Source organism: Bacillus cereus group sp. RP29, assembly GCF_040459765.1.
In the GTDB taxonomy this organism is placed as follows: domain Bacteria; phylum Bacillota; class Bacilli; order Bacillales; family Bacillaceae_G; genus Bacillus_A; species Bacillus_A paranthracis.
This window is the reverse complement of record NZ_JARVHN010000001.1, coordinates 4024019-4039008: the sequence shown is the minus strand read 5'-3', so window position 1 is coordinate 4039008 and position 14990 is coordinate 4024019. Positions and strand designations below refer to the sequence as shown.

Sequence of the window (14990 nt, the reverse complement as noted above, 5' to 3'; positions counted from 1 at the left end):
GTAAGGCAGTGTATGAGGTAGAAATCAATGGGGTGAGGTTATGTCTGTAGTAGGTGAAGAAAGAAAGCGAACCATTCTTGAGAAGGTAGAGTTTAAAGGGAAGGTAAAAGTTTCAGAATTAGCGAGAGAGTTTGCTGTATCAACAGAGACGATTCGTCGTTATTTAGAAGAATTGGATCGTGAAAAGAAGTTGAAGAAAGTGTATGGTGGAGCCGTCCAACTTCCGGGAGCTGGAATAGAGGCACCAATGTTAGAACGAGAGATGCTACATATAGAAGAGAAGAAGCGAATTGGGTATAAAGCAGCAACATTTGTAGAAGATGGAGATGTGATTGCGATTGATGACGGAAGTACACCACTTCAAATGGTACCATATCTTGTACATCGCAAAAATTTAACGATTGTAACAAGTTCATTTCCAGTAGCGACACAATTAATTTCTTCTATTAATAAAAAGATGTTTCACGGTGAAGTTTTATTTATTGGTGGAAAAGTATCTCCAAAACATTCACGCGTATCAGGATCTATTTCGCAGCAAGTTATCCAGCAATTTCATTTTCATAAAGCATTTGTTTCGATTGATGGATTATTACCTGGTTTTGGAGTTTCTAGTTTTGAATTAGAAAAGGCGAAACTGTCAGAAGCGATGATGAAATTAGCAGAGAAAACATATATTTTATGTGATCATACAAAGGTAGGCGTAAAAGGAAATTACCGAATAGCAGCGTTTTCGCGCATTCAACATGTAATTTGTGATAAGAAAATGCCCTATAGTTTTGAAGAGGAAGTTAAAAGGCATAATATTCAATGGACAATTTGTTAAATACGTAGAACTCCCACCTGATTGTGAGGTGGGAGTTTTACTGCCTGCAAATAGCGGGATAAAAGATTTGTATTTATGCAAAAAAAAGTGGACACATTTTCCCATCTCTTTCATATAATTTACCAATACAAAAAAAGTTGGTCGAAGGAAAGAAGGGGAAGTATGTCAGAACGGATATATAATAAACTTGTATTGTATGCAAATATTTTGCAAAAAATTGGTGTCATCAATGAGAAGGAGAAAAATGAAATTCTTCATACGATAGGTAAAAAAGCTCTTTGAATAAAGGGCTTTTATATTTTTTGCCTTTAAAAATATAAATTTAATGTAATATTCTCGTTGACATCGATAATGATATTCATTATCATTTATTTATGAGTAATTGATAATGTTTATCAATTATGAAGATTATATATGATAGGGGATATTATTTTGAAAAAAAATTATATGAAGGCGCTAGTAGTAGCGACAACATTAGCAATTCCATTTGCTGCATACTCTACTCCAGCGTTAGCAGCAATAAAAATTGAGGCAAACCAATCGGTAGCGGCAGCTAGTGAACGTACATACGATACTGAGATTAAAATATATAAGGATCAAAAAGACGAGCCATCTATGGTTTCTCAATATATAAAAGATCCTAAAGTAACGATTGCGGATGGGAAAAAAATTGTAACTGTAACAATGCAAGATAGCGATTATTTTCAATATCTTAGAATAGAGGATAAAAACCAACCTGGCGTATTTCATGATGTGAAAGTTTTGTCAGAAGATAAGAGGAAGAATGGAACGAAAGTAGTTCAATTTGAAATTGGCGAGTTTGAGAAGAAGCACAATATGCAAATGCATATACTTATTCCGGCTATTGGATATGATCACAAATATCAAGTTCAATTTGAAATTAAAGATCCAACTGTAGGTGACAAAGAAACAGAGAAACGAGATGATAACTCTAATTCAGGCAATATGGAGACGGATCATCCAGTTGATAATCAAAATATGATAACAGATAATAAATTAAGAGAGCTTGTTAATAAAAAGGTATTTAATAGAAAAGATTTAAATACACCAATCACGAAAGAAGAGTTATTACAAGTAAAGGACTTGTTTTTAAATACGAATGAGATACTGGATTATAGTGCATTAAAATATATGCCAAATTTAAAATCTTTAACAGTTGCGAATGCGAAGATAAAAGATCCATCATTCTTTACGAGCTTAAAACAATTGAAACATTTAGCTTTACGTGGTAATGAATTTTCAGATGTAACACCACTTGTTAAGATGGATAATTTAGATTCTCTTGATTTAAGTAATAATAAAATTACGAACGTTGCACCACTAATTGAAATGAAAAATGTAAAAAGTTTATATTTATCAGGTAACCAAATAGAAGATGTAACAGCATTAGCGAAAATGGAACAACTAGATTACTTGAATTTAGCAAATAATAAAATTACGAATGTTGCGCCATTAAGCGCGTTGAAAAATGTAACATATTTAACTTTAGCAGGTAATCAAATTGAAGATATTAAACCGTTATATTCATTACCTTTAAAAGACTTAGTATTAACACGTAATAAAGTAAAAGATTTATCCGGTATTGAGCAAATGAAGCAATTAGAAGAATTGTGGATCGGGAAAAATGAAATAAAAGATGTTACTCCTCTAAGTAAGATGACACAGTTAAAACAATTACACTTACCTAACAATGAGTTAAAGGATATTACTCCATTATCAAGTCTAGTAAACTTACAAAAGCTTGATTTAGAAGCGAATTATATTTCAGACTTAACACCAGCTAGCAATTTGAAAAAGTTAGTATTCTTAAGTTTTGTTGCAAATGAAATTAGTGATGTTCGACCAGTTATAGAACTAAGTAAAACAGCCTATATCAATGTTCAAAATCAAAAAGTATTTTTAGAGGAAACAGAAGTAAATAAAGAAGTAAAAGTACCTATATACGAGAAAGATGGTAAAATCTCTACAAAAATTCGTTTAAAGAGCGAAGGTGGTACGTATAGTAATGATGCAGTTAAGTGGAGTACACCGGGTGAGAAAGTATATGAATTTGGTGTAAAAGATCCATTTGCGGATACAGGAATCTTCTTCACAGGATCTGTGATTCAAAATGTGGTAGAAAGTAAAGAAGATAACACTTCTAAAGAAGACAATAATTCTAAAGAAGATGAAAAAGTAGGAGTAGTAGAATTTAAAGATGTACCAAAAGGACATTGGTCAGAGGAAGCAATTCATTATTTAGCGAAAGAAAATATTTTTAAGGGATATGGAAATGGACAATTTGGATTTGGGGATCGTATTACTCGTGGACAAGTTGCGTCTTTAGTACAAAGGTATTTGAAATTAGAACATAAAGTAGAGCAGAAAGAGAGATTTACAGATACGAAGGGACATATGTTTGAGCAAGATATTGCTACAGTTGCGCAAGCTGGAATTATGCAAGGAGATGGTACTGGGGAGTTTCGTCCAGGTGGAGTATTAACTCGATACGAAATGTCTGTAGTATTATATAAAGTATTTCAGCTAAAAGAAGATGAAAATAATAAAGTGAACTTTAATGATGTACCAACTGGTCATTGGGCAGAAGAATATGTGAAAGCGTTAGCGGACAATAACATATCAAAAGGTGATGGAAAAGGAAACTTTTTAGGTGATGATTTTGTAACACGTGAACAATATGCACAGTTCTTATATAACGCAATGACGAAATAAAAGATGAGAAAATACGTTATTCTTTGATTGAAAAAGAATAACGTATTTTTTATGTATAAAATGAAATAGTCAATATACATGAGTATAGACATATGAATAGCCCTTTTTAAAGAAGAGACGTGAAACTATATTGACAAAAAGGCGTTCTCATGTGATAATTCAATTAAATTTTTAGAATAATCAAAAAATACTCCTTTTACATAGAAAGGATTCGAACATTATATGAATATTACGCCGGGGGTGACGAAATGTTATTTTTTCTAAAGAAATGGAATGAATTAAAAGATGTGAAATCTGAACTAGCACTTCGTGATTGGTTTTATGGTACAAAAATTAGTTTATCACTTTGTACGTCAAAAGAGCCGTTAACTTTTTTAGTAAACGTTGAAGGAAGAGATAAAGGGTTATTTTCAGAAGAAGATTTTATTGTTGTAAACTGTATGTGTGAACCAGTATTTGAAAATGAAGAAAAACCAGCTGCGGAATCATTTATGCATGCAGATATTTATAAAAAAAGTAGTGCAGAATGTATTTTACAAGTACAGACTGTAGATAGTCATTTAATATCAGAGTTGTATGGAGAAAAAGGGGAAGTAACATTCGATAAACGTAGCGTGGAACGTGTTTTTGGAAAAGAAGGTATAACAGAAATGACAATTCCCATTGTAGAAGATGAGAAAAAATTCGCAGATTTATTAGAGAATAATGTGCCGAATTTTATTGAAGGTGGAGGAGTAGTTCTCGTTCATAATTATGGCATGATTGTGTGGGGAAAAACTCCAGAATACGCGAAAAAATGGTTGGAGGGTATAGAATATTTAATGAACTACCATGTAAAATTGTTAATGATAAAAGGTGCAAAGAGCTCTGTTATATGAAATGTTTGTGATGTCGTTACAAGTCAATGAGTAAATGAAAGCGTTTTAAAAATAATTTTACTCATAAAATATAGGTCTCCTTATTATATATAGATTACATGTTGACATGTAAGGAGGAACATATTTTGCGAGTTAAATATCATTTTCTGCCAAAACAGCAAGTAACATTTTGCAAAATGAACGATTCAGGTAAGAAGGCTCTGCAAATTATGAATGAAACGGGATTTCGAGCAATCCCTGTATTAGCAGAAGATGAAAAGAAATTCATGGGGATTATTTATAAAGTGGATCTTTTAGAAAAGAAGTGTAATGGTGGATTAGAGGAATTAAGTACGGAACATATGCTGGAAGATTCCACTGCATTTATTTTTGAAAAGGACTCTTTCTTCAGAGCATTTTATGTTATTCGTCGTTTGCCGTTTTTAGCTGTATTAAATGATTATAATGAATTTGTTGGCATCTTAACTCATTCCAATATATTTGATGTTATTGAGGATTCATTTGGTATGCGGACGGGTGGTTATATATTAACAATTGCAACACAAGATTGTAAGGGAACGATTAAAGAACTTGGGACATTGTTGAAAGCATTTCATATCGGTGGACTATTTACGCTAGATAACGGCGATCAATATATTCGCCGCGTTATTGTCAATATAACAGATGAGTTAAATGAAAAAAGATTAAAGCAATTAATCGAAAAAATAGAGAAAAAAGGATTCAGGGTGAGTCATGTAGATTATATTTAAGATGAAAAGGAAAGGGAGCAATTTGCTATATGCAGATTGCTCTCTTTTTTAGTTTGAGTCATGAATCTTATTTTGAAACAGGAGGCGGAGATAATGCTAAATCGGATAAAAAAATAAAATCTGCATGTTCACGAATTTTAGGAATAGAGGTTTCTATAACACGTGATGTAATTTCACCTGGAGGCCCAACATGTCCGATAGCTACCATAATCGGTTTTTCTTGAAGTTTTTTAATGAGTAATTGGGCTTGTTTTGAAATATGTGCCGCTGTGTACACGTCATCAAAAAATAATTGATTTTCAATAATTGGTACTCCTAATTCTTTCCCGATTTTTGGGACGACACTCTTAGGATTTGTTTTGCTATCTAAATAAAATAAACCGTGTTTTTTACAAGCTGCGAGTATAAGTCGTACAATTCTTTCGTCTGCAGTCACCTTTGATCCCATATGATTATTCATCCCAATTGCATGTGGTACTTCTTGAATCGCTTGTTCGAGTCGATTATTTATTTCTTCGTCGCTTAAATCAGTTGTAATTGCTTTTGGTCCAAGCCATTCTTTTTTACCTTTAATCGGTTCCATTGGCATATGTATAATAACTTCGTGTCCTTTCTTATGAGCCGCTATCGCATCTTCCTTTGTGGAAGGAAGAAAAGGCATAACAGCAACAGTTAGTGGAATAGGAAGTGATAACATTTTATCAGTTCCTTTCATATTATTGCCGAAGTCATCAATGACAATAGCTACTTTATTTGTATGAGCCTTAGCCTCAATAGGAAACAAGAAGGCTGGTAAAAACATAGTCAAAATAAGCAATGCAATCGTATATTTGCGCATATAACTATTTCCTTTCTATATTATCAATCACCATTATGGTTTGCGTTTTTATATAAATTAAACAAAAAATTTCGAAGAAAAGTATATGGAAAATAGGGAATCCGCTATTTAATTGGTGTTTGTAAAAAAAGGAGATAAAAAAATTGTCTATTATTGCGAATGTATTTACAAAGATAGAATAATTTGTAATAATTCTCAAAGTGAGGGTAAAGATTTGTAAATTACAGGGAGAAAATGTTTAATTTTCTGATTCTTCAAATTCAAATATGATAAGCAGTTAAAAGTTCAATGGAGAAGTGAAGTAGAGAGCATGGAAGTATAATAAGGGGGATATGAATGTTTACTGTAAAAAGGAAGTACACATTAGAAAAGCTTTCACGTGATATTCATATGAAACGTGAAGAGATGATTCAATTAGGTTTAACGAGTGGGTTAAATAGTACGGAGACGATTCAAGTTAGTCAAGAATTGGACAAGCTTATTTTACAGTACCAGTGTTATAAAGAAAAACAAACACCAAAATGGTTATCAATTATAAAGGTACCTATTTTTCAAATTGGGTATGAAGGGAAATCAAGTAATTTTTGGCGAATGCTTGTGGCTGGTTTTATGAAATAAGTATAATTACCCTTTAGGGATAAGGATAATTATACTATGTGTAACGGAATTTCGATATGAACTGTCGTTCCTTCGTTTTCTATACTGTTAATAAAAATATGCCCGTTGTACATCTCTATAATTCGTTTACATATGACAAGTCCAAGACCTGTTCCAGTATCTTTATTAGTAAAGAACGGATGAAAGAGGTGTTTTTGAATATGTTTTGGAATCCCTTTTCCAGTATCTATAATTTGCAATTGTGCGTGTGTTTCATTGTTTGTTACGAAAATAGTTAGTGTATCGCCAAAAGTCATAGCTTCAATTGCATTTTTTGTAATGTTTAAAACCACTTGTTTCATATGGTCTTTCGAGCATCGGATATGAACAGGACGGTCTGGCAAATGTAAATGGAATACAATATTATGTAGATTCGCCTCAGATTGAATAATTAATGCTACCTCATTTAGAATGGTTCTCACATCATATGTTTGTTCAATGATTGCAGTTGGCTTTCCCAGAATAAGAAATTCACTTACAATTTCATTAATTCGTTCTATTTCTTGTTCGATGATGGAAAAATAGAACTGATCTTGTTCATCTTTATATTTCTCTTTTAATAGAGCGACGAGCCCTTTAATTCCGGTAAGTGGATTACGGATTTCGTGGGCGGTACTAGCTGCAAAAGTTCCAACTAATTCAATTTTTTGTAGTTCATTTTGTTGTCTTTCTAGTTTTGTTTGTCGTTTTAACAACATATATTGAGCGAGTAAAAATAAAATTGACATTAAAAATAAAGTAGCTATACATTCTACGGCAACCCACTGGTTTAAAGTTTTTTGATGAATAGGTAACGGAGAAACAGAGACCTTCCAATCTAATCTTTGGAGTGGAGTAGTAAGCATATTAGTATGTGCATCACTTGTTTCGTTATTATCATCGGTTAGAAAAACTACATCATACTTATCAGTTACTTCAAAATGGTATTGTGGCTTAATGGCATTTAAAGATGATGAAATGTAGTCAAAGCGTAAACTTGCTAACAATAAGCCTGAGAGCTCCTTCTGTTTATTAAAAATGGGGGAAGCAATCATAATAGCTTGATGGCCAAGAACACGATCTGTAATGACGGATGATACAGTTGTTTTCTTAGTTTGTAATGCGTTTTGAATATATTTACGATCTGAGACATCAACAGGTGGTTGGTCACCTTCCGATGCGATTGTAATGATACCTTCTGGTGTAGCGTAATATAGACCAGAAAAACGTGCATCGTTTCCATCTGTATCATGTACAATTTCTTTCATCCCATTAATATTTCCAGTCTCGGTTCCTACGACCTTTGCGAGCATTTCTAGGGCAGAAATTGCTTCGCCAAGGTGGTGATCTAAATAGTCTCTATATAAAAAGAGAACCGTATGGGCAACTTGTTTATTTTCTTGTTTCATTTTATACGAATGATATGAATAAAATGTAGCACCAATCCCTGTTGTTGGTAGGATAACAAGCAATATATATAAAACTATGCTGTGGAATTTGAATTTCAAATTTGGTACTCCTTCTTTTTTATTATCATTATATATAAACTATGTTAAAATTGTCATGTTTTTATTCAAGAATCATTCATAATATATTTGGGGAGAGATAATGAATGAGTGAATACTCATTCGGAATTTATATGAAGTACTATTTTGTTCTTTTTATTACTGAGAATTTAAATGAAGGGTTGAAAGTTGTATGACATCAAATAATGAACGAGAAGATATTTCTCAATCTTTAAAAGTATTTATTGCATTATCTCGTGTACATCGTTCTGTTATGGATACGACAAATAAGTCTATACAAAGTAACGGTTTAAATCCAACTGAGTTTGCTGTATTAGAACTGCTATATCATAAAGGCGGTCAACCACTTCAGCAAATTGGTGAGCGTATTTTAATAGCTAGTGGCAGCATTACATATGTTGTAGATAAGTTAGAGAAAAAGGGATTAGTAAAGAGAATTCCATGCCCGAATGACCGACGTGTTATTTATGCACAATTAACTGAATCTGGAGAGAACTTTATTTCTTCTATTTTTCCAGGGCATGAGCAAGTTATTCATCAGTCTTTTGAAATGTTAACGAAAGAGGAAAAGGAAGAATTACTGGATCTATTAAAAAAGATTGGAAAGTATGAAAAGTAATAATATGTTCCAAAGGAGCTTTGGATAAAGAAATCCAAAGCTTTTTTGTTTACATGTAATGATGGCAGTATATGCCGTATTTTGTTGAAGAATAAGAGGAGATTTGGAAGTAAGTATTGAATTATAGTAAAGGATGCATTTAATGGAGAGGAGGCTCGTTCATGTCATTTAAAGACTATGAATATAAAAGGCCAAATATTGAAGAATTAAAAGAGAAGTTTACAGCTGCTTTAGAGAGGTTTGATAACGCAAAAACTGTAGAGGAACAAAAACAAGTCATTCATTCAATTAACGAAATTCGTAACGATTTTGGTACAATGGGGAATCTTTGTTACATTCGTCATTCTGTTGATACAACAGATGCTTTTTATAAGAAAGAGCAAGATTTCTTTGATGAATTCTCTCCAGTTGTACAAGGATATGGTACAAAATATTATAATGCGTTAATTCATTCTCCATTCCGTGAAGAATTAGAAGCGTATTATGGGAAGCAATTATTTGCTCTTGCGGAGTGTGATTTAAAAACATATTCTGATGAAGTCGTGAAGGATTTACAATTAGAGAATAAATTGTCTTCACAATATACACAATTATTAGCATCTGCAAAAATTGATTTTGCAGGAGAAGAAAGAACTTTATCACAGCTTATTCCATTTATGCAAGGGAAAGAGAGAAGTGAACGTAAAGCAGCAAGTGAGGCGTATTACGGATTTTTAGCTGAGAATGAAGAAGAGTTAGATCGTATTTATGACGAGCTTGTTAAAGTGAGAACGAAAATCGCCAAATCTTTAGGTTTCAAAAACTTTGTTGAACTTGGATATGCAAGAATGTACCGTACAGATTATAATGCGGAAATGGTAGCAAATTATCGTCAGCAAGTGCTAGATTATATCGTTCCCGTTACAACGGAATTAAGAAAACGTCAACAAGCACGTATCGGTGTAGAGAAGTTAGCATATTACGACGAAAACTTTGAATTCCCTACAGGTAACCCAACTCCAAAAGGAGATGCGGATTGGATTGTTAATCATGGAAAAACGATGTATAAAGAGTTATCGGCTGAAACAGATGAATTTTTCAATTTCATGTTAGATAATGATTTATTAGATTTAGTTGCGAAAAAAGGAAAAGCTGGCGGTGGATATTGTACATATATTGAGAATTATAAAGCGCCGTTTATCTTCTCGAATTTTAACGGAACGTCTGGTGATATTGACGTATTAACACATGAAGCAGGCCATGCTTTCCAAGTATACGAAAGTCGTAAATTTGAAATTCCAGAATATAATTGGCCAACATATGAAGCGTGTGAAATTCACTCTATGAGTATGGAATTCTTCACATGGCCATGGATGAAGTTATTCTTTGAAGAAGATGCAGATAAATATTACTTCTCTCACTTAAGTTCAGCACTTCTGTTTTTACCGTATGGTGTATCTGTTGATGAATATCAACATTATGTATATGAAAACCCTGAAGCATCACCAGAAGATCGTAAGACAGCATGGCGTAATATAGAGAAAAAGTATTTACCGCATCGTGATTATGAAGATAATGATTATTTAGAGCGCGGTGGATTCTGGCAACGTCAAGGACATATTTATAGCTCGCCGTTCTACTATATTGACTACACGTTAGCACAAATTTGTGCACTGCAATTTTGGAAACGTGCAAGAGATAATAGACAAGAGGCGTGGGAAGATTATGTGAATCTGTGCCAACAAGGTGGAAGTAAATCATTCTTGGAATTAGTAGAAGTTGCCAATTTAACATCACCATTTACTGAAGGCTGTGTGAAAAGTGTTATTACAGAAATTGAAGCATGGCTACAAGCAATTGACGACACAAAATTGTAAAAAACATGCGCTTTTTTTCACATGTTTAACATCGACATAATGAGAAAATGATGAGATAATAAAAGAAAATTCAGAATACTAAAGAGGTGTTTCTAATAAGGAGCGCCTCTTTTCACCAACAAAAGGGGGGAAAGAAGTATGCTTCAATCTAATATGGATGTGAGTTTAGAAAGTTTAGTGAACTCATTACAGTCTACCCGAAGCACGCTATTGTCAGAAATTGAAATGTTAAATGATACAGAAGTGAATGTAAAGCCACGTCGTGATAAATGGAGTATTATTCAAATTTTGCATCACTTGCATTTAGTTGAACAATCTGTCACGTCTGCCCTTGTATATGCCTTACAAAAAAATGAAAGAAACACGACTCCATTTAAAGACCTCCAACTTACGCTGGATCGCACACATAAACGAGAAGCTCCTCAGCAAATGAAACCAACAGAAACGCTAATGAAAAAACAGCAAGGAATCCAATTACTAGAACATTCACGACAAGAACTATTACATGCGCTTCATAGCGTTATAGATGAAAAAGACCTATTTGAAAATGGGTTAAAGCATCCTGTTTTTAATGATCTGAATTTATATCAGTGGGTTCAATTTCTTGATTTGCATGAACAAAGACATCTTACGCAGTTAAAAGAAGCGAAACACGCAATTTTACAGCGATAATTAGGAAGAAGTGGGAGACCACTTCTTTTTCATATGTGCATAGTTTTTCTTCTTATTTTGGAATACTACAGAGAGAAAGAAAAGAAGGAGTTGAAAAGTATGTCCAATAAAAAGAAAGAAGAAGAGCGCGCTTGGAAAGCACGTAAAGAAAATCAAAAACCACATGGAAAAGTGAAAGCTTTTGCTGAATTAGTTGAAGGAACAGAAAAAACGTGATGAGTATTTCATCACGTTTTTTGTATGAGTGGAAAAGTTAATAAGAAAGTTGTACCTGTACCTTTTTCACTTATAATATCAATTTTTCCGTTCATAGCTTGCACAACACTGAATACGACCATCATTCCAAGACCAGTACCTTTTTCTTTTGTTGAATAGAAAGGGGATCCAAGACGTTTTACTTGTTCTTGATCCATACCAACTCCTGTATCTTTTATATATAATTGAATATGCTTATGATCAGGAACTAATGTGAAATAAAGATCACCGCCTTTTGGCATGGCCTCAATGCAGTTTTTTAAAATATTTAACAAACATTGATTTAGTTTTTGTTTTTCTCCCGCGATAAAAAAAGAAGTACTTTGCTTTATATAATGTGTACGCACATTTGTTAAATTAGCAAGCGGTGTAATTAACGATAATGCATGCAGTAGTTCTTCTTCTAACTGTAATGTTTGTTCTTTTTCAATACTTGGTTTTGCAAAGGTTAAATAATCTGTAAGAACGTGATTTGCTTGTTCGATTCCGTTGATGGCTATGTCAATATATAATTTTCGCTCTTGCTCAGTGCATGTACCTGACTGCAAAAGTTGTAAAAATCCTTTTGTTAAAGTTAACGGATTGCGAATCTCATGAGAGATGGACGCTGCCATTTCGCCAATTAAATGAAATTTTTCAGCATTCATAAGTTCGTTTTGGAGACGAACTTGAGTTTGTAATATGTGTAGTAAATATAAAATAAGAATCGTACCAAGTATCGTACATAACTCATACACAATAATATGTGGTATATAATCAGTCTTATTTGTAACCTTTGAAAGGAAGAAAGGTATCCAACTCAATCCGTATGTGAGACTGTATATAATAGCGAGTATTATTTTTATACGATTAGAAGTTCGATTGAAAAATTTATATGTAAATAGTAGAACAATAAATAGAAGGATAGAACCGATAAGCGATGGGAAAACACCTATTCCTCCTAATAAGAAGCGATATATATTTAATACAACTAATATTGATCCACCAGCAATAGGACCTCCGGTTAATGTACCGACAACTAATACGATATGACGCATATCAAATTGAAATCCATAATTTGTTTTTGCTGCGAAAGTGATACATAGTATAGTAACGAGGCAGCATAATACAATAAATATAGCTGAATTTAATTTAGGAGAGCGTTTCCCTTTTTGATTCCAAAATAAATGGTATACGAGCATTGTAACAAGGATGAATAATATATTTAGAAAGAGATAAATAATAAAGGATTTCAGTGGGATGCCTCCTCTCTTCTTATAGTAAATTAATCATACTATAAAATGAAAGAAATGAAATGAGAAATAGCGGAAAAATCAGAAATTTTTTCTGGTAGTATACAATATGTTACAATAAGCTTTGTCAATGAAAGAAGGAATTCCGTGCAATGCACGGGAGAGGTTCGCGAACTCCCTCTATAAAAAACTATGGAAACAACAATATCTTTAGGTATTGTTTTGTTTTTTTATTGTGACAGTTCAAGAACGTTCTTTCTTCTTATTCGTAGTAGAGAAGGAGAATGAGTGAAATGAAAAAAGAAAAGGCAGTTGTTGTTTTTAGTGGAGGACAAGATAGTACGACATGTTTATTTTGGGCAATGGAGCAGTTTGCAGAAGTAGAGGCTGTAACGTTTAATTACAATCAACGTCATAAGTTAGAAATTGATTGTGCAGCGGAAATTGCAAAAGAGCTAGGAATTAAACATACAGTACTAGATATGAGTCTATTAAATCAACTTGCTCCAAATGCGTTAACGAGAACGGATATGGAGATTACACATGAAGAAGGGGAATTACCATCGACGTTTGTAGATGGACGAAATTTACTATTCTTATCATTTGCTGCTGTATTAGCAAAACAAGTTGGAGCACGTCATATTGTAACGGGTGTATGTGAAACTGATTTTAGTGGTTATCCAGATTGCCGTGACGTGTTTGTGAAATCGTTAAACGTTACTTTAAATTTATCCATGGATTATCCGTTTGTGATTCATACACCACTTATGTGGATTGATAAAGCGGAAACATGGAAATTATCAGATGAACTTGGAGCATTCGAGTTTGTTCGAGAAAAAACATTAACATGTTATAACGGAATCATTGGTGATGGTTGCGGTGAATGTCCAGCATGTCAACTTCGTAAAGCAGGATTAGATACGTACCTACAAGAACGCGAAGGAGCGAGTAACTAATGGATAATTTCTTTGGATTTCGTATCGTAGAAAATTTGCAAAAAATGGACAAGGATATTCAGCGTAAACAGCTCAAATATCATAATAAACGAGTAATGGTCAGCAAGGAATTTACATTTGATGCAGCACACCATTTACACTGTTATGAAGGGAAATGTAAAAACTTACATGGTCACACATATAAAGTTGTATTTGGGATTAGTGGATATGTAAATGAAATCGGTCTTGCAATTGACTTTGGAGATATAAAAGAAATTTGGAAGAATGAAATAGAAATTTATTTAGATCATCGTTATTTAAACGAAACGTTACCAGCGATGAATACAACTGCTGAAAATATGGTCGTTTGGATTTATGAAAAGATGGCAGAAGCGTTAACAAAAGATAATCGTGTGAATGAATATAAAGGAGCTCGTGTTGAATTTGTTCGTCTATTTGAGACTCCGACTAGTTATGCAGAAGTAAGACGGGAGTGGATGCTCGATGAGTAAAATCCCTGTCTTAGAAATATTTGGTCCGACTATTCAAGGTGAAGGAATGGTTGTAGGACAAAAGACGATGTTTATCCGTACAGCTGGCTGTGATTATAGCTGCGCTTGGTGTGATTCTGCTTTTACGTGGGATGGATCTGCTAAAGATCAAATTAGACAGATGACAGCAGAAGACGTTTGGAATGAGCTTGTAGAAATTGGCGGCGAAAATTTTTCTCATGTTACGATTTCAGGTGGAAATCCGGTATTGTTGAAAAATATTGAGTTTCTTCTTTCTATATTAAAAGAGAATGGAATGCGAACGGCAATCGAAACGCAAGGGAGCAAATGGCAAGATTGGTTACTTGAAATTGATGAAATAACGATTTCTCCGAAACCGCCAAGCTCGACGATGAATACTGATTTTCAGAAGTTAGATGATGTAATTCAGAAGCTAGCAGGAAAAGATATTAGCTTAAAGGTAGTAGTATTTGACGATTATGATTTTGAGTATGCAGTTAAGATGCACGAACGTTATCCAGATGTACCATTTTTCTTACAAGTAGGAAATGATGATACAAAAACTGTGGATGATGCGATGTTGATTAAAAAGCTATTAGATAAGTATGAGTGGCTTATTGAAAAAGCGGTTAACTGCAAAGAAATGAATAATGCAAAAGTATTGCCGCAGCTTCATGCGTTAGTATGGGGAAATAAACGCGGAGTATAATGAGAAGGGATGTTTAA

At 33.4% G+C, this 14990-nt stretch carries 15 protein-coding genes and 1 riboswitch; of the genes, 12 read left to right on the top strand and 3 right to left on the bottom strand.

Annotated elements, in window-relative coordinates; all coding sequences use genetic code 11:
• The first annotated feature begins 40 nt into the window (after positions 1–40).
• The 4 genes from QCI47_RS21400 to cbpA all read left to right on the top strand — a co-directional run bounded on the left by QCI47_RS21400 (position 41) and on the right by cbpA (position 5183).
• Positions 41–823: a DeoR/GlpR family DNA-binding transcription regulator gene (locus QCI47_RS21400; protein WP_000117662.1), complete on the top strand. Its 783-nt coding sequence runs from the start codon at positions 41–43 to the stop codon at positions 821–823.
• A gap of 414 nt (positions 824–1237) precedes the next feature.
• A complete protein-coding gene (locus QCI47_RS21395) occupies positions 1238–3556 on the top strand; it encodes an NEAT domain-containing leucine-rich repeat protein (protein WP_309422139.1) in 2319 nt (772 codons plus the stop codon).
• Positions 3557–3804: 248 nt separating this feature from the next.
• Entirely contained in the window at positions 3805–4434 is a 630-nt protein-coding gene (locus tag QCI47_RS21390; protein ID WP_000895995.1) for a class II aldolase/adducin family protein, read from the top strand.
• Between the two features lie 125 nt (positions 4435–4559).
• Positions 4560–5183, top strand: coding sequence for a cyclic di-AMP binding protein CbpA (gene cbpA, locus QCI47_RS21385; protein WP_001264219.1), 624 nt, complete (start codon positions 4560–4562; stop codon positions 5181–5183).
• Positions 5184–5250: 67 nt separating this feature from the next.
• Here the strand turns inward: cbpA and QCI47_RS21380 are convergent, their stop codons facing one another.
• Entirely contained in the window at positions 5251–6021 is a 771-nt protein-coding gene (locus QCI47_RS21380) for a divergent polysaccharide deacetylase family protein (protein ID WP_001234121.1), read from the bottom strand.
• 336 nt (positions 6022–6357) lie between these two features.
• Between QCI47_RS21380 and QCI47_RS21375 the strand changes: the two genes are divergently transcribed.
• Positions 6358–6639, top strand: coding sequence for an aspartyl-phosphate phosphatase Spo0E family protein (locus QCI47_RS21375; RefSeq protein ID WP_000495540.1), 282 nt, complete (start codon positions 6358–6360; stop codon positions 6637–6639).
• A 29-nt stretch (positions 6640–6668) separates the two neighbouring features.
• On the opposite strand, the gene QCI47_RS21370 is transcribed toward QCI47_RS21375, so the two are convergent.
• Positions 6669–8165, bottom strand: coding sequence for a DUF3149 domain-containing protein (locus tag QCI47_RS21370; protein WP_000669144.1), 1497 nt, complete (start codon positions 8163–8165; stop codon positions 6669–6671).
• Positions 8166–8355: 190 nt separating this feature from the next.
• Here QCI47_RS21370 and QCI47_RS21365 point away from each other — a divergent pair, with 190 nt between their 5' ends.
• From QCI47_RS21365 to QCI47_RS21350, 4 genes are all read left to right on the top strand, one after another.
• Entirely contained in the window at positions 8356–8802 is a 447-nt protein-coding gene (locus QCI47_RS21365) for a MarR family winged helix-turn-helix transcriptional regulator (RefSeq protein ID WP_000203342.1), read from the top strand.
• A gap of 161 nt (positions 8803–8963) precedes the next feature.
• Positions 8964–10658: a M3 family oligoendopeptidase gene (locus QCI47_RS21360; protein WP_000008563.1), complete on the top strand. Its 1695-nt coding sequence runs from the start codon at positions 8964–8966 to the stop codon at positions 10656–10658.
• 138 nt (positions 10659–10796) lie between these two features.
• Entirely contained in the window at positions 10797–11330 is a 534-nt protein-coding gene (locus QCI47_RS21355) for a DinB family protein (RefSeq protein ID WP_000941973.1), read from the top strand.
• Between the two features lie 99 nt (positions 11331–11429).
• Complete coding sequence (locus QCI47_RS21350) at positions 11430–11546, top strand: DUF6254 family protein (protein ID WP_000066280.1); 117 nt, start codon at positions 11430–11432, stop codon at positions 11544–11546.
• A gap of 11 nt (positions 11547–11557) precedes the next feature.
• Here QCI47_RS21350 and kinB read toward each other — a convergent pair whose 3' ends face one another.
• Positions 11558–12766: a sporulation sensor histidine kinase KinB gene (gene kinB, locus QCI47_RS21345; RefSeq protein ID WP_076856612.1), complete on the bottom strand. Its 1209-nt coding sequence runs from the start codon at positions 12764–12766 to the stop codon at positions 11558–11560.
• Positions 12767–12973: 207 nt separating this feature from the next.
• Positions 12974–13017, top strand: a riboswitch (PreQ1 riboswitch).
• Positions 13018–13110: 93 nt separating this feature from the next.
• Here kinB and queC point away from each other — a divergent pair.
• From queC to queE, 3 genes are read left to right on the top strand one after another with little or no spacing between them, the layout of a single operon-like run.
• Entirely contained in the window at positions 13111–13773 is a 663-nt protein-coding gene (gene queC, locus QCI47_RS21340; protein ID WP_000711607.1) for a 7-cyano-7-deazaguanine synthase QueC, read from the top strand.
• Positions 13773–14264 carry a 6-carboxytetrahydropterin synthase QueD gene (gene queD / locus QCI47_RS21335; protein WP_000368413.1) on the top strand — a complete coding sequence of 164 codons (492 nt, stop codon included), beginning with the start codon at positions 13773–13775 and terminating at the stop codon, positions 14262–14264. Before queC ends, queD begins: the two co-directional genes overlap by 1 nt.
• On the top strand, positions 14257–14973 hold the full coding sequence (gene queE, locus QCI47_RS21330; RefSeq protein ID WP_000036283.1) for a 7-carboxy-7-deazaguanine synthase QueE: 717 nt from the start codon (positions 14257–14259) through the stop codon (positions 14971–14973). Before queD ends, queE begins: the two co-directional genes overlap by 8 nt.
• The last annotated feature ends 17 nt before the right edge of the window (positions 14974–14990 follow it).

Bases quoted from the DNA above. Each gene is read 5' to 3' on its own strand.
- queE (WP_000036283.1), top strand. From the start codon at position 14,257: ATGAGTAAAATCCCTGTCTTAGAAATATTTGGTCCGACTATTCAAGGT.
- QCI47_RS21390 (WP_000895995.1), top strand. From the start codon at position 3,805: ATGTTATTTTTTCTAAAGAAATGGAATGAATTAAAAGATGTGAAATCT.
- queC (WP_000711607.1), top strand. From the start codon at position 13,111: ATGAAAAAAGAAAAGGCAGTTGTTGTTTTTAGTGGAGGACAAGATAGT.
- QCI47_RS21360 (WP_000008563.1), top strand. From the start codon at position 8,964: ATGTCATTTAAAGACTATGAATATAAAAGGCCAAATATTGAAGAATTA.
- QCI47_RS21365 (WP_000203342.1), top strand. From the start codon at position 8,356: ATGACATCAAATAATGAACGAGAAGATATTTCTCAATCTTTAAAAGTA.
- QCI47_RS21350 (WP_000066280.1), top strand. From the start codon at position 11,430: ATGTCCAATAAAAAGAAAGAAGAAGAGCGCGCTTGGAAAGCACGTAAA.
- kinB (WP_076856612.1), bottom strand. From the start codon at position 12,766: ATGCTCGTATACCATTTATTTTGGAATCAAAAAGGGAAACGCTCTCCT.
- QCI47_RS21395 (WP_309422139.1), top strand. From the start codon at position 1,238: ATGATAGGGGATATTATTTTGAAAAAAAATTATATGAAGGCGCTAGTA.
- QCI47_RS21380 (WP_001234121.1), bottom strand. From the start codon at position 6,021: ATGCGCAAATATACGATTGCATTGCTTATTTTGACTATGTTTTTACCA.
- queD (WP_000368413.1), top strand. From the start codon at position 13,773: ATGGATAATTTCTTTGGATTTCGTATCGTAGAAAATTTGCAAAAAATG.
- QCI47_RS21375 (WP_000495540.1), top strand. From the start codon at position 6,358: ATGTTTACTGTAAAAAGGAAGTACACATTAGAAAAGCTTTCACGTGAT.
- QCI47_RS21400 (WP_000117662.1), top strand. From the start codon at position 41: ATGTCTGTAGTAGGTGAAGAAAGAAAGCGAACCATTCTTGAGAAGGTA.
- QCI47_RS21355 (WP_000941973.1), top strand. From the start codon at position 10,797: ATGCTTCAATCTAATATGGATGTGAGTTTAGAAAGTTTAGTGAACTCA.